The sequence below is a fragment of the Citrobacter amalonaticus genome, assembly GCF_018252635.1.
Classification (GTDB): Bacteria; Pseudomonadota; Gammaproteobacteria; order Enterobacterales; family Enterobacteriaceae; genus Citrobacter_A; species Citrobacter_A amalonaticus_E.
Genome location: NZ_JAGTXM010000003.1, coordinates 431433 through 454931, shown reverse-complemented (window position 1 = coordinate 454931; position 23499 = coordinate 431433). Strand labels below are relative to the sequence as shown.

Sequence of the window (23499 nt, the reverse complement as noted above, 5' to 3'; positions counted from 1 at the left end):
CAATAAATGGGTTAACGCAGGAGAGGTGAGAGGGAGCAAGGCTCCCTCACTATTATTTCTGCATTTCACGCTCGACGCGTTTTGCAACACCGGGCATAACCTCTTGCGGATCATTTCCCATCCAGACTTTCTTCAGTCCGTCGTTAAGAATGCTATTCCATTTCGCGGTATTCGAACCGGCGGTGGGATATTTATGAGAAAACGCCAGTGAATCGATATAGGCAGAGACATCGACATTCTTAAAGCCTTCCGCCCACGCTTTGGCGACTTTCTGATTGGCCGGAATCACCACTTTGCCCGCCGCCAGCGTTTGCTGCGCATGTTCTGAACTCATAAATTCAATGAATTTCCAGGCGGCCTCTTTATGCTGGCTTTTGGCCGACATGGCGAATGCCAGGCTATGAGAGACGCCAGCCTGTTCTGCCATTTTGGGCATCGGAACGACGCCGACATGATCGTTAATCAGTTCGTTTTGCGAGAACGGCAGCGCCCACCAGGAGCCCGCGTAGATCATCGCCACCCGATTGGACTGGAAGACATCGGCGGCTTTCATTTCGCCTGGCGGCTGGAGCAATCCTGCCTTCAGCATCCCCTGAACGTCGCGATACATGGCGACAGCGTTGTCGCTGGCAACATCCGTTTTTCCCTCTGGCAGGACAATCTGCGAACCGGCCTGTAGCAGCAGGTTAAAGTAGCTGTCCTGACCGCTGCCAAGATCCATCGCCAACGGATATGAATGCTGATCCAGATTTTTACGTAACTGTTCCGATTTCTGTTTTAAATCGTCCCACGTCCAGTTTTTGTCGGGATAGGTCACGCCAGCCTGATCAAACAATTTTTTGTTATACCAGACGGCAATCGCGTCGATATCACGTGGAATAGCGTATTGCGCAGACTGGTACTGATAAGCATCGACAGAGCTTTTTACAAAATCATCAAGGTGGGGCGATGATTTGTCTTTTAAATAAGGGGTCAGCGGTTCCAGCATACCGTTTTTAACGTACTGCTGAAAATTCGGCATATTCATCCAGAATACATCCGGCGCCACATTTCCCCCGACCGCTGAACTGAGTTTTATGAAATATTGATCATAAGGCGTTAACTCGATTTCAACTTTCACACCGGGGTTATTTTTTTCAAACTCATTAACCAATTGCTGTTCGCCGGGAAGTTGATTTCGATCCCATAGCGTGTAGCGTAATTTAACGGGGTTATCTGTCGTCTGGCCTTCAGCACTGGCGATAGCTGGTGCCGCCAGTAAACAGGAAAAAAGGCATGCCAGGGCGACATTATTTTTATTCAAGGTATACATAACTTCCCTCTTTATTCGGGTCAGAATGTCGGTGAGGTAAATTACAGAAGCCATTGAATCTTCTGTTTAACAAAGGGGAAAGTCAAAGGGGGAAAAATGAGCAGATTATCGCATTAAAACGGGTGACGCTTTCGGTAGGTTTCTCTTTTATCAAAACGAAAAGGGGGCAGAAAGAGAGGATTCAGGTATTGCTCTTTCTTTCAATGGGTTAGTTTTTTCATACTCACGAAAATCGATAAATGGCGAGCGAAAAATTAACCTTCAAAACTGCGAGCACTATCACTTAATCTTTCGCGACCAGGAAAGAAAAACGGGGAGTACTCCCCGTTTTCTCAGATGCTTTCGTTTCGAAAATATCAGGTCACTGGCGCGGGGTTAAATACGGCCAACTGATTATGTAGTCCCCATTGATCGGAGAAGGTTTTCTTACGACCGCTGGCGACATCGAGAATAAACTCAAACAGCTTCTGGCCGACTTCCTCAATCGTCTCTTCGCCTGTGGCGATAGTGCCCGCATTGATATCCATTAAATCGTACCAGCGATTTGCCAGTTCGGTACGCGTCGCCATCTTAATCACCGGTACGGCCATCAGGCCATACGGGGTACCGCGACCGGTGGTGAACACCTGAACGGTGATCCCGGACGCGACCTGCTGTGTGCCGCAGACAAAATCGCTGGCAGGCGTTGCGGCGTAAATCAGACCGCGTTTGGTCGGGCGTTGGCCTGGAGAGAGCACTTCGACAATCGCGCTTTTACCGGATTTCGCAATTGAGCCCAGCGCTTTTTCCACCACATTCGCCAGTCCCCCTTTTTTGTTCCCCGGAGAAGGGTTAGCGCTACGATCGGTTTTACCCATATCGAGATAGTTATCGTACCAGGCCATTTCTTCCAGCAGACGTTTACCCACCTCTTCGTTGATGGTGCGAGGCGTCAGCAAATGAATCGCATCACGCACTTCGGTGACTTCGGAGAACATCACCGTGGCGCCACAGCGTACCAGCAGATCAGAGGCATAGCCCACCGCCGGGTTCGCCGTCACGCCGGAAAACGCGTCGCTGCCGCCGCACTGCATGCCGACGACCAGTTCAGAGGCCGGGCAGGTTTCGCGCTGGCGCAGATTCAGTTTCGACAGATGGCGCTCAGCGACCTGGAGGATATCCTCGACCATGGAACGGAAGCCCACATGCTTTTCGTCCTGAAGACTGATGATACTGGCGCTATCTACCGGGATACTTTGCACATCGTCAGTGCCTTCCAGTAAACGTTCCGGCTGCAGTTTTTCGCAACCCAGACCAATGACCATTACTTCGCCGCCAAAGTTTGGGTTCAGCGAGATGTTATGGATGGTTCGGATCGGCACCACGGCTGCCGGAGCGTTAATCGCTACACCGCAACCGTACAGGTGATTAAGCCCGACCACACCATCGACGTTCGGGTATTTGGGCAGTAGATCGCGCTCAATGATTTTGACGACATAATCCACCACGCCCGCTACGCAGTGTACGCTGGTAGTAATGCCGAGCAGATTCTTGGTGCCCACGCTGCCATCGGCGTTACGGTACCCTTCGAAGGTATAGCCTTCCAACGGCGGCAACGGTTCCGGTACTTTGGTCGCTAGCGGCAGGGAGTTCAACGGCGGGGCTTTCGGTAGCTCAACCATGGATTCATCAATCCAGCTTCCGCGTGGAATGTCGCGCATGGCGTAGCCGATCACCTCACCATAACGTACGATTTCGCCATGAACCGGAATATCCACCAGCGCGACTTTATGCCCCTGTGGAATATGTTCAATCAGCTCCAGTCCATCCGGGAATCGCGTCCCGGCTTTCAAACCATTGTCATTAACAATGATCGCCACATTATCTGTTTCGTGGACCTTTATATAAAATGCGCTCGGCGATTCTTGTCTGATTTCGATGTTGGCCATTATCCAGTATTCTCCAGCCGGGGTGATATTAATATAGAGAGTTCTGTGAATCTGATTATTAAAATAAGGAAGACCTGTCGTGAAATAAGGATGTCAGGAGTTCAAAAATAAGAATGTGATCCAGATCACTCGTTATGGCGAAAGCCCTGCCATCAGGGGTAGTAAAGCGTAAATATGTGCATCAGCGCCCAGCGTTATGTGCATATGCTCAATATATTATTTGTAATAAGTATTGTTAATGAGCATTTGCACAATGCTTAATGCTTCCCACCTGATTATACTGAATCACGAAATGAGTATCTGTATTTATTAATAAGCGATAGCGTCTGTCATCAATAAATAATAATAAAAATGTCTGCTTAAGTTCCTGAGGTAAATAAAATGATCCTGGATACAGTTGTAGAAAAAAAGAAAGGTACGCATACCCGCTATTTAATTCTGCTGATAATTTTTATTGTCACTGCGGTTAACTATGCGGACCGGGCGACGCTATCCATTGCCGGTACCGAAGTTGCGAAAGAGTTGCAGCTGAGCGCGGTGTCGATGGGCTACATCTTCTCTGCATTTGGCTGGGCCTACCTGCTGATGCAAATCCCCGGCGGCTGGCTGCTCGATAAGTTTGGTTCGAAAAAAGTTTACACATACAGCCTGTTCTTCTGGTCGCTGTTCACCTTCCTGCAGGGCTTTGTGGATATGTTCCCGCTGGCCTGGGCGGGGGTTTCCATGTTCTTTATGCGCTTTATGTTGGGGTTCTCGGAAGCACCGTCGTTCCCGGCAAACGCCCGTATCGTCGCGGCCTGGTTCCCGACCAAAGAGCGTGGAACCGCGTCGGCAATCTTTAACTCTGCTCAGTACTTTTCACTGGCACTGTTCTCGCCGCTGCTGGGTTGGCTGACCTTTGCCTGGGGCTGGGAGCACGTCTTTACGGTGATGGGGGCAATCGGGTTTGTCCTGACGGCGCTGTGGGTCAAACTGATTCATAACCCTACCGACCACCCGCGGATGTCCGCTGAAGAGTTGAAGTTCATCTCTGAAAACGGTGCGGTTGTGGATATGGACCACAAAAAACCGGGCAGCGCGGCGGCCAGTGGTCCGAAACTGCATTACATCAAACAGTTATTGACTAACCGCATGATGCTCGGTGTGTTCTTCGGACAGTATTTCATCAACACGATCACCTGGTTCTTCCTGACCTGGTTCCCGATTTACCTGGTGCAGGAAAAAGGAATGTCGATCCTGAAAGTGGGTCTGGTCGCTTCGATTCCGGCGCTGTGTGGCTTCGCTGGCGGTGTACTGGGCGGCGTGTTCTCCGATTATCTGATTAAGCGCGGTTTTTCTATCACCGTTGCACGTAAGCTGCCGATTGTGCTGGGAATGCTGCTGGCCTCCACCATAATTTTGTGCAACTACACCGACAACACCGCGCTGGTGGTGACGCTGATGGCGCTGGCCTTCTTTGGGAAAGGATTTGGCGCACTGGGCTGGCCGGTGATTTCAGACACCGCGCCGAAAGAGATTGTGGGCCTGTGCGGCGGAGTATTTAACGTGTTTGGCAACGTGGCGTCTATCGTCACGCCACTGGTGATCGGTTACCTGGTAAGTGAACTGCATTCCTTCAACGCCGCGCTGGTATTCGTTGGCTGTTCCGCGCTGATGGCAATGGTGTGCTACCTGTTTATTGTCGGTGACATTAAACGTATGGAACTGCAGAAATAATTAACGGTTAAGTGACAAGGTAAAAGTGATGAATAACGACATTTTCCCGAACAAATTCAAGGCAGCGCTGGCTGCCCATCAGATTCAGATTGGCTGCTGGTCAGCACTGGCAAGCCCTATCAGCACCGAAGTTTTAGGACTGGCGGGCTTCGACTGGCTGGTGCTGGATGGCGAGCATGCGCCAAATGATGTCTCCACCTTTATTCCGCAGCTGATGGCGCTGAAAGGCAGTACCAGCGCGCCGGTTGTGCGTGTACCGACCAATGAGCCGGTCATTATCAAGCGTCTGCTGGATATCGGTTTTTACAACTTCCTGATCCCGTTTGTTGAAACGCAAGAAGAAGCGGCGAATGCCGTTGCGTCGACGCGCTATCCGCCGGAAGGGATCCGCGGTGTGTCCGTATCGCATCGCGCCAACATGTTTGGCACCGTCCCGGATTACTTCGCGCAGTCCAACAAGAACATCACCATCATTGTGCAGATTGAGAGCCAGCAGGGTGTGGATAACGTCGATGCTATCGCTGCCACCGACGGTGTCGATGGTATTTTCGTTGGCCCAAGCGATCTGGCTGCGGCGTTAGGCCATCTCGGCAATGCGTCTCATCCTGAGGTGCAGAAAACCATTCAGCACATCTTTGCTCGCGCGAAAGCGCACGGCAAACCAAGCGGAATTCTGGCGCCGGTTGAAGCCGACGCACGTCGCTACCTGGAATGGGGGGCCACGTTTGTTGCTGTAGGCAGCGACCTGGGCGTGTTCCGTTCCGCCACGCAGAAACTGGCAGATTCCTTTAAGAAATAACCGCCACCGAAACAAGAGAGATAATTGATATGACGATGAAAGTTGGTTTTATTGGCCTGGGTATCATGGGTAAACCAATGAGTAAAAACCTCCTGAAAGCAGGTTACTCGCTGGTGGTTTCTGACCGTAATCCTGAAGCGATCGCTGACGTTATCGCGGCAGGCGCAGAAACCGCGTCTAATGCTAAAGCGATAGCTGAGCAGTGTGATGTGATCATCACCATGCTGCCGAACTCTCCACACGTGAAAGAGGTTGCGCTGGGCGAAGGCGGCATTATTGAAGGGGCGAAACCGGGTACGGTACTGATCGATATGAGTTCCATCGCGCCGCTGGCGAGCCGTGAGATCAGCGATGCACTGAAAGCTAAAGGCATCGATATGCTGGACGCGCCGGTTAGCGGCGGTGAGCCGAAGGCGATTGACGGTACGCTGTCGGTGATGGTCGGTGGTGACAAGGCGATTTTCGATAAATACTACTCCCTGCTGAAAGCAATGGCGGGATCTGTTGTTCATACCGGTGATATTGGGGCGGGAAACGTCACCAAACTGGCGAACCAGGTGATCGTGGCCCTGAACATTGCAGCGATGTCTGAAGCGTTAACCCTGGCAACCAAAGCCGGCGTGAATCCGGATCTGGTTTATCAGGCGATCCGTGGCGGCCTGGCGGGTAGCACCGTACTGGATGCGAAAGCCCCGATGGTGATGGACCGTAACTTTAAACCGGGTTTCCGTATCGATTTGCACATTAAAGATCTGGCTAACGCGCTGGATACGTCTCACGGGGTTGGTGCTCAGCTTCCGCTGACCGCAGCCGTTATGGAGATGATGCAGGCGTTACGTGCTGACGGCCTGGGCACCGCCGACCACAGTGCGCTGGCATGCTATTACGAAAAACTGGCAAAAGTGGAAGTCACTCGCTAATGACCTTATGCCCGGATGGCGCGTCGCGATCCGGGCCTGGATTGTTGGCCGGATAAGTAAAACGCCATTTGGCGTTGTGCAGTAACAGGCGATCATCATGAAAATCGTAATTGCCCCAGACTCTTATAAAGAAAGCCTTTCTGCTACTGAGGTAGCGCAGGCGATAGAAAAAGGATTTCGGGAAATTTTCCCCGATGCGCAGTATGTTTCCGTTCCGGTCGCCGATGGGGGGGAGGGGACGGTTGAAGCTATGATTGCCGCCACGCACGGTTCTGCACATTCCGCTCTGGTAACCGGGCCACTGGGTGAAAAAGTGAATGCCAGTTGGGGTATGTCAGGCGACGGAAAAACCGCGTTTATTGAAATGGCGGCCGCCAGCGGACTGGCGTTGGTGCCTCCTGATAAACGTAACCCACTGATCACCACTTCGCGCGGTACCGGGGAGCTTATTTTGCAGGCGCTGGACAGTGGGGCGAGCAATATTATTATCGGCATTGGCGGCAGCGCCACCAATGACGGCGGTGCCGGGATGGTTCAGGCGCTGGGCGCGAAGCTGTGTGATGCCAACGGAACTGAAATTGGTAATGGTGGCGGTAGCCTGAACACTCTCAACACCATTGATGTGTCCGGTCTGGATCCGCGCATTAAACATTGTGCTATCCGTGTTGCTTGCGATGTGACCAATCCGCTGGTGGGCGAGCAGGGAGCCTCGCGGATCTTCGGTCCACAAAAAGGGGCAACGGAGCCGCTGATCCTTGAACTGGATGAGAATCTGGCCCACTACGCGGATATCATTAAAAAATCACTGGGTGTGGATGTGAAAAACGTCCCTGGCGCAGGTGCAGCAGGCGGGATGGGAGCGGCGCTGATGGCATTTCTCGGCGCGGAGTTAAAAAGCGGGATCGAGATAGTCACCCAGGCGCTCAACCTGGAAGAACATATTCACGACTGTACGCTGGTGGTCACCGGTGAAGGGCGTATCGACAGCCAGAGCATTCACGGCAAAGTGCCGGTGGGCGTGGCGAACGTGGCGAAGAAATACCACAAGCCGGTGATTGGTATTGCGGGCAGTCTGACGCGCGATGTCGGCGTGGTGCATCAATATGGTATCGATGCTGTATTCAGCGTGTTGACCAGCATTGGTACTCTGGAAGAGGCCTTCCGCAGCGCATTTGACAACATTTACCGTGCGTCGCGAAACATTGCGGCTACGCTGGCGGTGGGAATGCGCAGTGCGGGGTGACAAGGACGTGCAAACCCTCTATACTGCGCGCCGAAGCTGACCAGACAGTCGCCGCTTCGTCGTCGTCCCTTTCGGGGGAGACAGGCGGAGGGGAGGAAAGTCCGGGCTCCATAGGGCAGGGTGCCAGGTAACGCCTGGGGGGGAAACCCACGACCAGTGCAACAGAGAGCAAACCGCCGATGGCCCACGCAAGTGGGATCAGGTAAGGGTGAAAGGGTGCGGTAAGAGCGCACCGCGCGGCTGGTAACAGTCCGTGGCACGGTAAACTCCACCCGGAGCAAGGCCAAATAGGGGTTCATAAGGTACGGCCCGTACTGAACCCGGGTAGGCTGCTTGAGCCAGTGAGCGATTGCTGGCCTAGATGAATGACTGTCCACGACAGAACCCGGCTTATCGGTCAGCTTCACCACTTAAAAGAACCCCGCCACCAGGCGGGGTTTTGCTTTTATAGGTAGCTGTATCGCTGTTGCCTGATGGCGCTTCGCTTATCAGGCCTACGAATGTCGGACTCGTTCCTGTAGGCCGGATAAGATGCGACAGCATCGCCATCCGGCATGATTTTGAGCTGCACGCAGAATGACTGTCCACGACGCTATACCGGAAAGAAAGCGGCTTATCGGTCAGTTTCACCACTTTTCACGTAAAAACCCGCTGCGGCGGGGTTTTGCTTTTATAGGTAGCTGTATCGCTGTTGCCTGATGGCGCTTCGCTTATCAGGCCTACGAATGTCGGACTCGCTCCTGTAGGCCGGATAAGATGCGACAGCATCGCCATCCGGCATGGTTTTGAGCTGCTCGCAAATAAGAGATTTCTTGTTCTGTGAGCGTCGACACAAAACGCTGTCAGTTATGATTTTGGCAATAGAAACTAAAAGCAAACGTTATCTTACCTAAAATTACTCGCTGTAAAAAAGGAAAATGGCAGTGTTAATGCATTGTTGTAAATGATAATTCTTTGTGTGCTTATATTTAATTAATGATAAATTCAATGTTTCTTTACAAACAAATAAGGCAAAAAAACGTGATGTATAACGTTTTTTAACCCAACTTACGTCCTGAGTATAATTATATTTGATAAATTACTTTTAAAATTTAATGATAAAATTGACCATTAACTGCACGATAATTGCTTGAAATATCATCATTCCTCATTTTTAAATGTGATGGAAAAATAACGTGTGTTATCGCCATAAAATATTGTTATCCCCCCCTATTTTTTTGACAAAAATCAGACTAAAGTGACATCGTTTTTGTGTAATGTGTTGAATTAAAACAAATTATTTATTTTAAAATAACCACTTTAAATATAGGTGAAGGTAATTTGTGAGTGGTCGCACATATCCTTCTCTACGTATTTTGTTACACTCCACGCCGTCAACAAACTTATTAACGCAGGTCGATATGAATACGTTTGCTCTCCCTAAAACACAGCAACTGGTGGTCTTTCAGGAAGTGATCAGAAGTGGTTCTATCGGTTCTGCTGCAAAAGAATTAGGATTAACTCAACCGGCAGTCAGTAAAATCATTAACGATATTGAAGGTTATTTCGGCGTTGAGTTGGTGGTGCGGAAAAATACCGGTGTCACCTTAACCCATGCCGGGCAGGTTTTACTCTCCTGGTCCGAGTCCATCACCCGTGAGATGAAAAACATGGTGAATGAGATGAACAGCATGACCGACAACACGGTAGTTGATATCTCATTCGGGTTTCCTTCGCTTATTGGCTTTACCTTTATGTCCGATATGATTCAGAAGTTCAAAGAGGTCTACCCAAAATCACAGGTCTCCATGTATGAGGCGCAGCTCTCCTCATTCCTGCCGGCGATTCGTGATGGGCGGCTGGACTTTGCTATCGGCACTCTCAGCGATGAAATGAAATTGCAGGATCTTCACGTCGAGCCGCTCTTTGAGTCAGAGTTTGTTCTGGTGGCGAATAAGTCCCGAACATGCACCGGCACCACCACACTGGAATCGTTACAAAACGAACAGTGGGTGTTGCCACAAACCAATATGGGCTACTACAGCGAACTCCTTACTACCCTGCAAAGAAATGGCATTAGCATTGAAAACATCGTTAAAACCGACTCGGTTGTCACCATTTATAATCTTGTTCTCAATGCCAATTTTCTGACCGTTATCCCATGTGACATGACGGCACCCTTTGGGTCCAACCAGTTTATTACTCTCCCTGTAGAAGAATCATTACCCATTGCGCGTTATGCCGCGATATGGTCAAAAAATTATCGTATTAAAAAAGCAGCTTCTGTTTTGGTTGAATTAGCCAAAGAATATTCATCCTATAAGGGTTGCAGACGAAAGCAATTAATTGAAATTAACTAACCGATTAAATTTAATTTAATCCTCAATTCATACCATCGTTCTTAATATTAGACGTTGGTTACGGCTATCTATTACTTTACTATCAGGTAAGAGGTTACAATGCACATTACTTACGATCTCCCGGTTGCCATTGAAGATATCCTCGAAGCAAAAAAAAGACTGGCGGGGAAAATATATAAAACAGGCATGCCTCGCTCTAATTATTTTAGTGAGCGATGCAAAGGGGAAATATTCCTTAAGTTTGAAAACATGCAGCGTACCGGCTCATTTAAAATTCGTGGCGCCTTTAACAAACTCAGTTCATTAACGGATGCGGAAAAACGCAAAGGCGTTGTCGCTTGTTCAGCGGGTAACCACGCTCAAGGGGTTTCTCTCTCCTGCGCGATGCTGGGCATTGATGGCAAAGTGGTGATGCCGAAGGGCGCGCCGAAATCGAAAGTGGCCGCGACCTGCGACTACTCCGCGGAGGTCGTGCTGCACGGCGATAACTTCAACGACACCATCGCCAAGGTTAGTGAGATTGTCGAAATGGAAGGGCGTATTTTTATTCCACCGTATGACGATCCGAAAGTCATTGCCGGACAGGGCACCATCGGTCTGGAAATTATGGAAGACCTGTATGATGTCGATAACGTGATCGTTCCCATCGGTGGCGGTGGCTTAATTGCCGGTATTGCTATTGCCATTAAATCTATTAACCCGACCATTAAAGTGATTGGCGTGCAGTCTGAAAACGTACACGGCATGGCGGCCTCTTATCAGGCTGGAGAAATAACCACGCACCGAACGACCGGCACCCTGGCGGATGGTTGCGATGTTTCCCGCCCGGGTCAATTAACTTACGAAATTGTGCGTGAATTAGTGGATGACATTGTCCTGGTCAGCGAAGACGAAATTCGTAACAGCATGATTGCTTTAATTCAACGCAACAAAGTGGTGACAGAAGGTGCCGGTGCACTGGCATGTGCTGCTTTATTAAGCGGGAAATTAGATGGCTATATCCAGAACAGAAAAACGGTCAGCATTATTTCTGGCGGCAATATCGATCTTTCTCGTGTATCGCAAATTACGGGTTTAGCAGACGCGTAAATCCGGTTATTAATCTCTTCGTTGAGGATAGGATATGAGTACTACTGACAGCATTGTATCCAGCCAGACAAAACAGTCGTCCTGGCGTAAATCGGACACCACGTGGACACTGGGTTTATTTGGTACTGCCATCGGCGCCGGGGTGCTGTTCTTCCCCATCCGCGCAGGGTTTGGCGGCTTAATCCCCATTCTTCTGATGTTGGTACTGGCGTACCCCATCGCCTTTTATTGCCACCGCGCTCTGGCGCGTTTGTGTCTGTCCGGCTCAAACCCGTCCGGTAACATCACGGAAACGGTAGAAGAGCACTTTGGTAAGACGGGCGGCGTGGTTATCACGTTCCTCTATTTCTTCGCGATTTGTCCGCTGCTGTGGATTTATGGCGTCACCATTACCAACACCTTCATGACCTTCTGGGAAAACCAGCTGCAGATGCCGGCGCTGAACCGCGGTTTTGTGGCGCTGTTCCTGCTGCTGTTGATGGCGTTCGTTATCTGGTTTGGTAAGGATCTGATGGTTAAAGTGATGAGTTACCTGGTATGGCCGTTCATTGCCAGCCTGGTGCTGATCTCGCTGTCGCTGATCCCTTACTGGAACTCTGCGGTCATTGAGCAGGTTGATCTCAGTAATATCGCGCTTACCGGTCATGATGGCATTCTGGTCACCGTGTGGTTGGGGATCTCCATCATGGTGTTCTCATTCAACTTCTCACCCATCGTCTCTTCTTTCGTGGTCTCTAAACGTGAAGAGTACGAGAAAGATTTTGGTCGTGATTTTACTGAGCAGAAATGTTCCCAGATCATCTCTCGCGCCAGCATGTTGATGGTCGCCGTGGTGATGTTCTTCGCCTTTAGCTGCCTGTTCACGCTCTCTCCGGCAAACATGGCAGATGCGAAAGCACAGAACATTCCGGTGCTGTCTTATCTGGCAAACCACTTCGCTTCCCTGTCCGGTACGAAGTCGACTTTCGCCACTGTGCTGGAATACGGCGCCTCCATTATTGCGCTGGTGGCTATCTTTAAATCCTTCTTCGGCCACTACCTGGGAACGCTGGAAGGGCTGAACGGTCTGGTGCTGAAGTTTGGTTACAAAGGGGATAAGACCAAAGTCTCCATGGGTAAGCTCAACACCATCAGCATGATCTTCATCATGGGTTCCACATGGGTCGTTGCCTACGCCAACCCGAACATTCTGGACCTGATTGAAGCGATGGGTGCGCCGATTATTGCCTCTCTGCTGTGCCTGCTGCCGATGTATGCCATCCGTAAAGCACCGTCGCTGGCGAAATACCGCGGTCGTCTGGATAACGTGTTTGTCACCGTTATCGGTCTGCTGACCATTCTGAACATCGTGTACAAATTGTTTTAATCCTTAAGCTCAGGATGAGCGGAGTAGTGAAATGAATGAGTTTCCGATAGTTCTGGTGATTAATTGCGGATCGTCTTCAATTAAGTTTTCAGTACTGGATGCAAATAACTGCGACGTCTTAATGGCGGGTATTGCGGATGGTATTAATTCGGAAAATGCGTTCTTATCGGTAAATGGAGGTGAGCCAGTCACACTGGCTCACCACAGCTACGAAGGCGCATTAAAGGCGATTGCTTTTGAACTGGAAAAACGCAATTTAAATGACAGCGTGGCCTTAATTGGCCACCGTATTGCCCACGGTGGAAATATCTTTACTGAGTCCGCGATTATTACTGATGAGGTCATTGACAATATTCGCCGTGTTTCACCACTGGCGCCGTTACATAATTACGCGAATCTGAGTGGGATTGAATCCGCACAGCATCTGTTCCCCGGCGTCACACAGGTGGCGGTATTTGATACCAGCTTCCACCAGACCATGGCGCCAGAAGCTTACCTGTATGGTCTGCCGTGGAAGTATTTCGAAGAACTGGGCGTGCGGCGCTACGGTTTCCACGGAACGTCGCACCGCTATGTTTCTCAACGTGCCCATGAGCTACTAACACTGTCCGAACAGGATTCTGGCCTGGTGATTGCCCACCTTGGCAATGGTGCGTCAATTTGCGCCGTCCGTAATGGCCACAGCGTTGACACCTCAATGGGGATGACACCGCTTGAAGGGCTGATGATGGGGACGCGCAGCGGTGACGTGGACTTCGGCGCGATGGCGTGGGTCGCCAGCGAAACCCATCAGACGCTGAGCGATCTGGAGCGAGTAGTGAATAAAGAATCCGGTTTGCTCGGAATTTCTGGCCTGTCGTCCGACTTAAGGGTGCTGGAAAAAGCCTGGCATGAAGGACACGAGCGCGCACAACTGGCGATTAAAACCTTTGTTCACCGTATTGCCCGTCATATTGCCGGGCATGCCGCTTCATTGCATCGTCTGGACGGCATTATTTTTACCGGCGGTATTGGTGAGAACTCGGTATTAATTCGTCGTCTGGTGGTTGAGCATCTGGCGGTATTAGGGGTGATTATCGACAGCGATAGAAATAGCCTGTCGAATTCTCATGGCGAGCGCATTATTTCCGCTCACGATACCCGGGTTATTTGCGCCGTGATCCCGACGAACGAAGAAAAAATGATTGCGCTCGATGCGATTCAATTAGGCCGCATTAACGCAGCCGTGGAATACGCCTAATTTATTTGTTGTTCTGTAGAGAGATTATTTTTCATGAAGGTAGATATCGATACCAGCGATATGCTGTATGCCGAAGCATGGCTTGGCTTTAAAGGTACGGACTGGAAAGAAGAAATTAATGTCCGTGATTTTATTCAGCACAACTATACGCCTTATGAAGGGGATGAATCCTTTCTGGCTGATGCAACGCCTGCGACCACGGCATTATGGGAAAAGGTGATGGCGGGCATTCGTATCGAAAACGCGACCCATGCGCCGGTCGATTTTGATACCAATATTGCGACCACCATTACCGCGCACGATGCGGGTTATATCGAGCAAGAGCTGGAGAAGATTGTCGGTCTGCAAACGGATAAACCGCTGAAGCGCGCGCTGCATCCGTTTGGCGGCGTCAACATGATCAAAAGCTCGTTCGATGCTTATGACCGTGAGATGGATCCGAACTTCGAGTATCTGTTCACTGAACTGCGTAAGACCCACAACCAGGGCGTTTTTGACGCCTATTCTCCGGACATGCTGCGCTGCCGTAAATCCGGTGTGTTGACCGGTTTGCCGGACGGCTACGGTCGTGGGCGCATTATCGGCGATTACCGCCGCGTGGCGCTGTATGGCATCCGCTATCTGGTGCGTGAGCGTGAACTGCAGTTTGCCGATCTCCAGTCAAATCTGGAGTGGGGACAAAATCTGGAAGCCACGATCCGCCTGCGTGAAGAACTGGCGGAGCACCGTCGCGCGTTGCTGCAAATGCAGGAGATGGCGGCGAAATATGGTTGCGATATCTCTCGCCCGGCACGTAACGCGCAGGAGGCGGTGCAGTGGGTCTACTTTGCCTATCTGGCGGCGGTGAAATCGCAAAACGGCGGCGCGATGTCGCTGGGCCGCACCGCATCGTTCCTCGATATCTACATTGAGCGCGACTTCAATGCCGGGATCCTGACAGAGCAACAGGCCCAGGAGTTGATCGACCACTTCATCATGAAGATCCGGATGGTGCGTTTCCTGCGTACGCCGGAGTTTGACACGCTGTTCTCCGGTGACCCGATCTGGGCGACCGAAGTCATCGGCGGGATGGGGCTGGATGGCCGCACGCTGGTGACCAAAAACGCCTTCCGTTATTTGCATACGCTACACACGATGGGACCGGCACCGGAGCCAAACCTCACCGTGCTGTGGTCAGAAGCGTTGCCAGTCGCGTTTAAAAAGTATGCCGCACAGGTCTCTATCGTCACCTCGTCGCTGCAATATGAAAACGACGATCTGATGCGGACCGACTTCAACAGCGACGACTACGCGATCGCCTGCTGCGTGAGCCCGATGGTGATCGGCAAGCAGATGCAGTTCTTCGGTGCGCGCGCCAACCTCGCCAAAACGCTGCTGTACGCGATCAATGGTGGTGTGGATGAGAAGCTGAAAATCCAGGTGGGTCCGAAAACCGCGCCGTTGCTGGACGACGTGCTTGACTACGATACGGTGATGGACAGTCTGGATCACTTTATGGACTGGCTGGCGGTGCAGTACATCAGTGCGCTGAACATCATCCACTACATGCACGACAAGTACAGCTACGAAGCATCGCTGATGGCGCTGCACGATCGCGACGTCTATCGCACGATGGCGTGCGGGATTGCCGGGCTGTCGGTAGCGGCGGATTCGCTCTCTGCAATCAAGTACGCGACGGTGAAACCGGTGCGCGACCACAACGGACTGGCGGTCGATTTTGTAATTGAAGGGGAATATCCGCAGTACGGGAATAACGACGAGCGCGTGGACAGTATCGCCTGCGATCTGGTTGAACGCTTTATGAAGAAAATTAAAGTGTTGCCGACCTACCGGAACGCGGTACCGACGCAGTCGATTCTGACTATCACCTCCAACGTGGTGTACGGACAGAAAACCGGCAATACCCCGGACGGACGCCGCGCCGGAACGCCATTCGCGCCGGGCGCTAACCCGATGCACGGGCGTGACCGCAAAGGCGCTGTCGCCTCGCTGACTTCCGTGGCGAAACTGCCGTTCACCTACGCGAAGGACGGGATTTCATACACCTTCTCGATTGTACCCGCTGCACTCGGCAAAGAGGATCCGGTGCGGAAAACCAACCTGGTCGGGTTGCTGGATGGTTATTTCCACCATGAAGCGCATGTGGAAGGTGGTCAGCACCTGAACGTCAACGTAATGAACAAGGAGATGTTACTGGATGCCATTGAACATCCGGAAAACTATCCGAACCTGACGATCCGCGTCTCCGGCTACGCTGTGCGCTTCAACGCGCTTACCCGCGAGCAGCAGCAGGACGTCATTTCGCGTACTTTCACCCAGGCGATGTAACGTTATCGGGGCGGTCTGATGATCGCCCCGATGCACTAGGCGTATGAAAACCTGGCTCCACTGAACGAGTCCGAGGGTCTAAAAATGATTAGCGCATTCGATATTTTCAAACCTGGCATTGGTCCATCAAGCTCCCATACCGTAGGGCCAATGAATGCAGGAAAACGGTTTATCGATCAACTGGTCAGCAGTGGACGCTTATCGCGCACGACGCGCATGTCGGTTGATCTGTATGGTTCACTGTCGCTGACCGGAAAAGGCCATGCGACTGATACCGCCATTATGATGGGGCTGGCCGGAAACAGCCCGCAAAGCGTCAACATTGACGCTATCCCCGCGTTTATTGACGAGGTGGTCCGTACTGGCCGTTTGCCGGTGGCGGAAGGTACGCATGTCGTTGATTTTCCGATGACCGACAGTATTATTTTTCATGATGAAACGCTGCCACGGCATGAAAATGGTATGCGGATCACTGCCTGGGAAAACCAGGAGACGCTGCTATGTAAAACCTATTACTCGATTGGTGGCGGGTTTATCGTGGAGGAAGAGCGCTTTGGTCAGGCGCATGACGTGGAAACACCGGTTCCTTATGATTTTCATTCCGCCAGCGAACTGCTGAAACTGTGTGAGCGCAATGGCCTTTCGGTCTCCGGACTGATGATGCAAAACGAGCTGGCGCTGCGCAGCAAGGCGGAGATTGATGCCGGATTTGCTCATATCTGGGAAGTGATGCACGCTGGTATCGAACGCGGAATGAATACCGAAGGCGTCTTACCTGGTCCGCTGAATGTGCCACGCCGTGCGGTGGCGTTACGTCGTCTGCTGGTCTCTAGTGACAGCCTCTCCAGCGATCCGATGAACGTCATCGACTGGATTAACATGTTTGCGCTTGCAGTCAGTGAAGAGAATGCGGCGGGCGGACGCGTGGTGACGGCGCCAACCAACGGCGCATGCGGTATTATTCCGGCGGTACTCGCCTATTACGATAAATTCCGGCGTCCGGTGAATGCCAATTCGATTGCCCGCTATCTGCTGGCGGCCGGGGCCATTGGTGCGCTGTACAAAATGAATGCGTCAATTTCCGGGGCGGAAGTAGGTTGTCAGGGGGAAATCGGTGTGGCCTGTTCCATGGCGGCAGCAGGATTGACTGAACTGTTGGGCGGTAGCCCGGCGCAGGTTTGCATCGCGGCCGAAATCGCCATGGAGCACAACCTCGGCTTAACCTGCGACCCGGTGGCAGGACAGGTTCAGATCCCGTGTATTGAGCGTAATGCGATCAACGCAGTCAAAGCGGTCAACGCCGCACGTATGGCACTGCGTCGTACTTCCGAGCCGCGTGTCTCACTGGATAAGGTCATCGAAACTATGTACGAGACGGGTAAGGACATGAACGATAAGTACCGCGAAACGTCGCGCGGCGGCCTGGCTATCAAAGTGGTGTGCAGTTAGCGAACGCCAGAAAGCTTGCCGGATGACGGCTGTCGCCTTATCCGGCCTAAATGTTCATCGTTCGTAGACCCGGTAAGCCTGCGCCATCGGGCATTTCGTCCATCGTCAGCCATCAAAAAGCACACTTCGGTGTGCTTTTTTGTTGTGATCTTCTTCAATATTAGAAAAAAATAACACAACAATGCTTTTTAATAGAAAATATTTCTTAACTTATAGAAAATATCAGGGATATTTTGTGACGTTTTTCTCTGCGCCTGAGCGTATGCTTTTTTCCATTCTAATGACTCGCCTGCATACCCCGTACCGCGTATCGCCTTGATGCGGCACGACAAAAAATAAAAATATACCCTACACAATGAGCGAGAATTTTATGGAAACGGCAACGAACAGTAGCGTCATTCTCGACGCCAGCGCCCCAGCGCGCCGGGCTGGAATGACAGAGAGTGAGTGGCGGGAAGCGATTAAATTCGATAGCACCGACACCGGTTGGGTCATTATGAGTATCGGGATGGCGATTGGCGCAGGGATTGTTTTTCTCCCGGTTCAGGTCGGTTTGATGGGACTGTGGGTCTTCTTGCTCTCATCGATTATTGGTTATCCCGCCATGTATCTGTTTCAGCGTTTGTTTATCAATACGCTGGCGGAATCCCCGGAATGTAAAGACTATCCCAGCGTCATCAGCGGGTATCTGGGGAAAAACTGGGGCATCCTGTTAGGCGCGCTGTACTTCGTGATGCTGGTCATCTGGATGTTCGTCTATTCCACGGCTATCACCAACGACAGCGCTTCCTATTTGCATACTTTTGGTGTGACAGAAGGACTGCTATCCGATAACCCGTTCTATGGCCTGGTGCTGATCTGCATTCTCGTGGCTATCTCTTCACGCGGTGAGAAACTGTTGTTCAAAATCTCTACCGGTATGGTGCTGACCAAACTGCTGGTCGTGGCGGCGCTGGGGGTCTCGATGGTTGGCATGTGGCATCTGTACAATATTGGCGCGTTGCCGCCGATGGCGCTGCTGGTGAAGAACGCGATTATCACGCTGCCGTTTACCCTGACCTCGATCCTGTTTATCCAGACCCTGAGCCCGATGGTAATTTCCTACCGCTCCCGTGAGAAATCCGTCGAGGTAGCACGTCATAAAGCGCTACGCGCCATGAACATTGCCTTCGGCATTTTGTTTGTTACCGTCTTCTTCTACGCCGTCTCCTTTACGCTGGCAATGGGACACGATGAAGCGGTTAAAGCCTATGAGCAGAATATCTCCGCGCTGGCGATTGCCGCACAGTTCATCAGCGGCGCAGGCGCCGGTTGGGTGAAAATCGTGAGCGTCATCCTGAACATTTTCGCCGTGATGACCGCGTTCTTTGGCGTCTACTTAGGTTTCCGCGAAGCAACGCAGGGGATTGTGATGAACATTCTGCGTCGCAAACTGCCGGCTGAGAAGATCAATGAAACGCTGGTACAGCGCGGCATCATGCTGTTTGCCATTTTACTGGCCTGGAGCGCTATCGTGCTCAACGCGCCGGTTCTGAGTTTTACGTCGATTTGTAGTCCCATATTCGGCATGGTGGGATGTTTGATCCCCGCCTGGCTGGTCTACAAAGTGCCTGCGCTGCACAAATACAAAGGGGCGTCGCTGTATCTGATTATCGTCACCGGTTTGCTGCTGTGCGTATCTCCGTTCCTCGCTTTTTCCTGATTTATCCTGAAGGTTGTTGTTATGTCTGAGAAGATAAAAAATCCGTTGTGGTCGCGTTTCATCCGCGCAGTACAGGAAGAGGTGAAACCGGCTTTAGGTTGTACGGAGCCGATCTCCCTGGCACTGGCGGCAGCGGTTGCGGCCGCTGAACTGAATGGCACGGTGGAACGTATTGATGCCTGGGTCTCGCCCAATCTGATGAAAAACGGATTGGGGGTAACGGTGCCGGGAACCGGTATGGTTGGGTTGCCAATCGCCGCTGCGCTGGGGGCGCTGGGTGGGGATGCGAATGCCGGACTGGAGGTGCTGAAAGATGCCTCCGCGCAGGCCATTGCCGATGCGAAGGCGATGCTGAAAGCCGGCAAGGTATCGGTGATGTTGCAGCAACCCTGTGATGACATCCTGTTTTCCCGGGCGAAAGTCTATAGCCATGACGGCTGGGCGTGCGTCACTATTGTCGGCGGCCATACCCACATTGTGCGGATCGAAACCCATACCGGCGTGACGTTTACTCAGCAAGCGAACGCGGGCGATGAGGCGCAGGAATCGCCGCTGGCGGTGCTCTCTGAAACCTCGCTGGAAGAGATTCTGGCGTTTGTGAATACCGTACCGTTCGATGCTATTCGTTTTATTCTTGACGCTGCCCGACTCAACGGCGCGCTGTCACAGGAAGGGTTACGGGGAAACTGGGGGCTACACATTGGCGCGACGCTGGAAAAGCAGTGCGCACGCGGTCTGCTGGCAAACGATCTCTCGACGGCAATCCTCATCCGCACCAGCGCGGCGTCGGATGCGCGCATGGGCGGTGCGACGCTGCCTGCCATGAGCAACTCCGGCTCAGGCAATCAGGGGATCACCGCCACGGTACCGGTGATGGTTGTCGCCGAGCACTTTGGCGCGGACGACGAGAAACTGGCGCGTGCGCTGATGCTTTCCCATCTGAGTGCTATCTATATACATCATCAGCTCCCGCGTCTGTCGGCGCTGTGTGCGGCAACGACCGCTGCGATGGGGGCCGCGGCAGGGATGGCCTGGCTGGTGGACGAAGGGCGCTACAGTACGATTTCGATGGCGATCAGCAGCATGATTGGCGATGTCAGCGGAATGATTTGCGACGGGGCATCCAACAGTTGTGCGATGAAAGTCTCTACCAGTGCTTCTGCGGCGTGGAAGGCGGTCTTGATGGCGCTGGACAATACGGCGGTTACGGGTAACGAGGGGATTGTTGCGCACAATGTGGAACAATCTATTGTCAACCTGTGCGCGCTGGCTTGCCATTCAATGCAGCAAACGGACAAGCAGATCATCGAGATCATGGCCCGTAAAGCATATTCACTGGATGGCTGAGTGCCCGATGGCGCTTCGCTTATCGGGCCTACGTAAAGCATCTATGTAGGCCGGATAAGGCGCTTCGCTTACCGGGCCTACGGTAAAGCATCTATGCAGGCCGGATAAGGCGCTTTTCGCTTATCGGGCCTACGTAAAGCATCTATGCAGGCCGGATAAGGCGCTTCGCTTACCGGGCCTACGGTAAAGCATCTATGCAGGCCGGATAAGGCGCTTCGCTTACCGGGCCTACGGTAAAGCATCTATGTAGGCCGGATAAGGCGCTTGCGCCGTCATCCGGCAACGGAGGTCAGGCGATTTCGTCCTCTTCGGCTAACCGAACTTCGGCATCGGAAACAATCGCTTCCAGCTCAGTCAACATCTCCTCGTAGCCAAAAGCACGAGGGGCGGGAGGCGTCTGCGCCACTTCGGATTTGACTGTCGGGGCCTGTTTTTTCGCTTTCTTGCTCATATGTCACTCCATTACCCATTACACCGGCAAATCTATCAGCAAAGCACGCAACGGCGTATCGGCAACGAGCGTTATGTTAGCTTCATCACGAATAAAAGCCCCGTCGCCGCAGGATAGCGCTTCTCGCGCTTCATCGTGGGTAACGGCGTGAAAGGTGCCGTGAATGGACTGCAAATAGGCGCGTGGGCCGTGCAACTGAAAGCTTAACGACTCGCCCTGATTCAGCTCAATATGGTGAACCCACGCCTGCTGGCGCAACTGCAGACTGCCGTTCTCACCGTCGGGGGAAGCGATTAGCTGTTGTTTAGCGTTGGTCAGTTTTGCTTTCTGTACCAGGGCATTCTCGCGCTCAGGGCAGGCGTCGAGCCAGAGCTGCATACGCGTAAGCGGTTTGTCTTTGCTGATATTATGCTCGCTGTAGCTGATACCCGGCTGTGCCGCGAGCAGCAACGCTTCACCCGCCTGGGCCTGCACATGGTTGCCTTCGCTGTCACGATACTCAGCAACGCCTTCAAGGATCAGATTAAGCACATCCACCTTTGGCCAGGTGCGCGGCTGGAAGGACGCGCCGGGCGCCAGTACTTCCTGATTGAGCACGCGCAGCGACGCGAAGCCCAGCAGTTTTGGGTCGAAATAGTGTCCAAAGGAGAAGGTATAACGGGCCTGCAGCCATCCGTAGTCTGCTTGTCCGCATTGTTTGGCTGTTCGGGTAGTAATCATAGTTCTTGACCTCTCTTTACTTCCTTTTATGTTAAGGGGCTGGACGCTGCATTGTTAGCCAGATATTCTGCCCGGTATGTTCAAATTTCCTGAATGAGAACGATATGGCCAAAGAAAGGGCGTTAACGCTTGAGGCATTACGCGTGATGGACGCGATAGATCGCCGCGGTAGCTTCGCTGCAGCGGCGGATGAACTGGGACGCGTGCCGTCTGCGCTCAGCTACACCATGCAGAAGCTGGAAGAAGAACTGGATGTGGTGTTGTTTGACCGCTCCGGACACCGAACAAAATTCACTAACGTTGGGCGCATGCTGCTGGAAAGGGGGCGGGTGCTGCTCGAGGCGGCAGATAAGCTCACCACGGACGCCGAGGCGCTGGCACGAGGGTGGGAGACGCATCTGACGATTGTGACCGAGGCGCTGGTGCCGACCCCGGCCTTTTTCCCGCTGATCGACAAACTGGCTGTCAAAGCCAATACGCAGCTTTCGGTGATCACCGAGGTGCTGGCGGGAGCGTGGGAACGCCTGGAGCAGGGGCGGGCGGATATTGTGGTTGCTCCGGACATGCACTTCCGTTCGTCGTCAGAAATTAACTCCCGTAAGCTGTATACCCTGATGAACGTCTATGTTGCTGCGCCGGATCACCCGATTCATCAGGAGCCGGAACCGCTGTCGGAAGTGACGCGCGTGAAGTATCGCGGCGTTGCGGTTGCGGATACCGCACGTGAGCGCCCGGTGTTAACAGTGCAACTGCTGGATAAACAAGCGCGTCTCACCGTCAGCACCATCGAAGACAAGCGTCAGGCGTTACTGGCAGGATTAGGGGTGGCGACGATGCCATATCCGCTGGTGGAACAGGATATTGCAGAAGGGCGGCTGCGCGTGGTCAGCCCGGAATCAACCAGCGAGATTGACATCATTATGGCCTGGCGGCGAGACAGTATGGGTGAAGCCAAAGCCTGGTGTCTGCGTGAAATTCCAAAACTGTTTGCCAGGAAATAAGCGACGACTGTGTTCAGAACGATCGTTTTCGGGGCGAACCGATTGCCCCGAAGCCGATCAACGCATTTCGTTTTGCTTCGGGTTCGGTCCGAAGCGATTTTCGCCGGGCGTACCGTCCTGACAGCTAAAAATGAGGATCACCAGCCAGCCGATTACGGGAATAACTAACAATAACAGCCACCAGGCCGTTCGATCGGTGTCGTGCAGGCGCCGGAACTGAACGGCCCAACTGGGTAAAAAGACGAGGATCGCGTAAATCGTCGTCAGTACACCCTCTCCTCCGGCACGCTGCCAGCCCAACATCTTATCCAGTACGCCCAGAACGAACGCGAAGATGATGTTGACCAGCACAAACATCCAGAATTCTTTACGACGGGCCCGACCGCCGAAGCCGACATAATTGCGTAAAACCTTTATATACCAGTCCATTTTCGCCTCAATCTTATGACAATCACTTGTTTTAAAAGCAATCAGAATAAGAATAGATGCGAATGATTTGGTGGTAAATATTTGAATAGTGAATTAATAAGGCACCCTGAAGGGTGCCTT

The 23499-nt window shown here is 52.3% G+C and carries 18 protein-coding genes and 1 other RNA gene; 14 read left to right on the top strand and 5 right to left on the bottom strand.

Features of this window, described 5'->3' with window-relative positions; all coding sequences use genetic code 11:
• Positions 1–52 precede the first annotated feature (52 nt).
• Positions 53–1312, bottom strand: a complete 1260-nt coding sequence (locus KE671_RS11920) for an ABC transporter substrate-binding protein (RefSeq protein WP_206163133.1) — start codon at positions 1310–1312, stop codon at positions 53–55.
• 356 nt (positions 1313–1668) lie between these two features.
• Positions 1669–3240: a galactarate dehydratase gene (garD, locus tag KE671_RS11915; protein WP_206163132.1), complete on the bottom strand. Its 1572-nt coding sequence runs from the start codon at positions 3238–3240 to the stop codon at positions 1669–1671.
• 381 nt (positions 3241–3621) lie between these two features.
• Here garD and garP point away from each other — a divergent pair, with 381 nt between their 5' ends.
• From garP to KE671_RS11850, 13 genes are all read left to right on the top strand, one after another.
• The gene (gene garP, locus KE671_RS11910) at positions 3622–4956 is read left to right on the top strand and encodes an MFS transporter (RefSeq protein WP_206163131.1); all 1335 of its coding nucleotides are present in this window, start codon (positions 3622–3624) and stop codon (positions 4954–4956) included.
• 28 nt (positions 4957–4984) lie between these two features.
• A complete protein-coding gene (gene garL / locus KE671_RS11905) occupies positions 4985–5755 on the top strand; it encodes a 2-dehydro-3-deoxyglucarate aldolase (RefSeq protein ID WP_206163130.1) in 771 nt (256 codons plus the stop codon).
• A gap of 29 nt (positions 5756–5784) precedes the next feature.
• A complete protein-coding gene (gene garR, locus KE671_RS11900) occupies positions 5785–6675 on the top strand; it encodes a 2-hydroxy-3-oxopropionate reductase (protein ID WP_206163129.1) in 891 nt (296 codons plus the stop codon).
• Between the two features lie 97 nt (positions 6676–6772).
• Complete coding sequence (gene garK, locus KE671_RS11895; RefSeq protein ID WP_206163128.1) at positions 6773–7918, top strand: glycerate 2-kinase; 1146 nt, start codon at positions 6773–6775, stop codon at positions 7916–7918.
• Positions 7919–7950: 32 nt separating this feature from the next.
• Positions 7951–8327, top strand: an RNA gene (gene rnpB / locus KE671_RS11890) — RNase P RNA component class A.
• Positions 8328–9318: 991 nt separating this feature from the next.
• Complete coding sequence (gene tdcA / locus KE671_RS11885; RefSeq protein WP_206163127.1) at positions 9319–10257, top strand: transcriptional regulator TdcA; 939 nt, start codon at positions 9319–9321, stop codon at positions 10255–10257.
• Positions 10258–10356: 99 nt separating this feature from the next.
• Entirely contained in the window at positions 10357–11346 is a 990-nt protein-coding gene (tdcB, locus tag KE671_RS11880; protein WP_206163126.1) for a bifunctional threonine ammonia-lyase/L-serine ammonia-lyase TdcB, read from the top strand.
• A gap of 34 nt (positions 11347–11380) precedes the next feature.
• A complete protein-coding gene (gene tdcC, locus KE671_RS11875) occupies positions 11381–12712 on the top strand; it encodes a threonine/serine transporter TdcC (RefSeq protein ID WP_206163125.1) in 1332 nt (443 codons plus the stop codon).
• 31 nt (positions 12713–12743) lie between these two features.
• Positions 12744–13952 (top strand): propionate kinase, encoded by a 1209-nt coding sequence (gene tdcD, locus KE671_RS11870; protein WP_206163124.1) that lies wholly within the window; start codon positions 12744–12746, stop codon positions 13950–13952.
• A gap of 33 nt (positions 13953–13985) precedes the next feature.
• On the top strand, positions 13986–16280 hold the full coding sequence (pflB, locus tag KE671_RS11865; protein WP_206163123.1) for a formate C-acetyltransferase: 2295 nt from the start codon (positions 13986–13988) through the stop codon (positions 16278–16280).
• An 84-nt stretch (positions 16281–16364) separates the two neighbouring features.
• Positions 16365–17729, top strand: coding sequence for an L-serine ammonia-lyase (tdcG, locus tag KE671_RS11860; protein WP_206163122.1), 1365 nt, complete (start codon positions 16365–16367; stop codon positions 17727–17729).
• Between the two features lie 370 nt (positions 17730–18099).
• Positions 18100–19431 carry an HAAAP family serine/threonine permease gene (locus KE671_RS11855; protein WP_206163121.1) on the top strand — a complete coding sequence of 444 codons (1332 nt, stop codon included), beginning with the start codon at positions 18100–18102 and terminating at the stop codon, positions 19429–19431.
• Between the two features lie 21 nt (positions 19432–19452).
• Positions 19453–20778: a serine dehydratase subunit alpha family protein gene (locus tag KE671_RS11850; protein WP_206163120.1), complete on the top strand. Its 1326-nt coding sequence runs from the start codon at positions 19453–19455 to the stop codon at positions 20776–20778.
• 289 nt (positions 20779–21067) lie between these two features.
• Here KE671_RS11850 and KE671_RS11845 read toward each other — a convergent pair whose 3' ends face one another.
• Both KE671_RS11845 and KE671_RS11840 read right to left on the bottom strand, forming a co-directional pair.
• Positions 21068–21229: a hypothetical protein gene (locus KE671_RS11845; RefSeq protein ID WP_206163119.1), complete on the bottom strand. Its 162-nt coding sequence runs from the start codon at positions 21227–21229 to the stop codon at positions 21068–21070.
• Positions 21230–21247: 18 nt separating this feature from the next.
• Positions 21248–21949: a pirin family protein gene (locus KE671_RS11840; RefSeq protein ID WP_206163118.1), complete on the bottom strand. Its 702-nt coding sequence runs from the start codon at positions 21947–21949 to the stop codon at positions 21248–21250.
• A 104-nt stretch (positions 21950–22053) separates the two neighbouring features.
• On the opposite strand from KE671_RS11840, the gene yhaJ reads away from it, so the two are divergent.
• Positions 22054–22950 carry a DNA-binding transcriptional regulator YhaJ gene (gene yhaJ, locus KE671_RS11835; protein WP_061076228.1) on the top strand — a complete coding sequence of 299 codons (897 nt, stop codon included), beginning with the start codon at positions 22054–22056 and terminating at the stop codon, positions 22948–22950.
• 57 nt (positions 22951–23007) lie between these two features.
• On the opposite strand, the gene KE671_RS11830 is transcribed toward yhaJ, so the two are convergent.
• Positions 23008–23379 (bottom strand): DUF805 domain-containing protein, encoded by a 372-nt coding sequence (locus KE671_RS11830; RefSeq protein ID WP_206163117.1) that lies wholly within the window; start codon positions 23377–23379, stop codon positions 23008–23010.
• Positions 23380–23499: the final 120 nt, after the last annotated feature.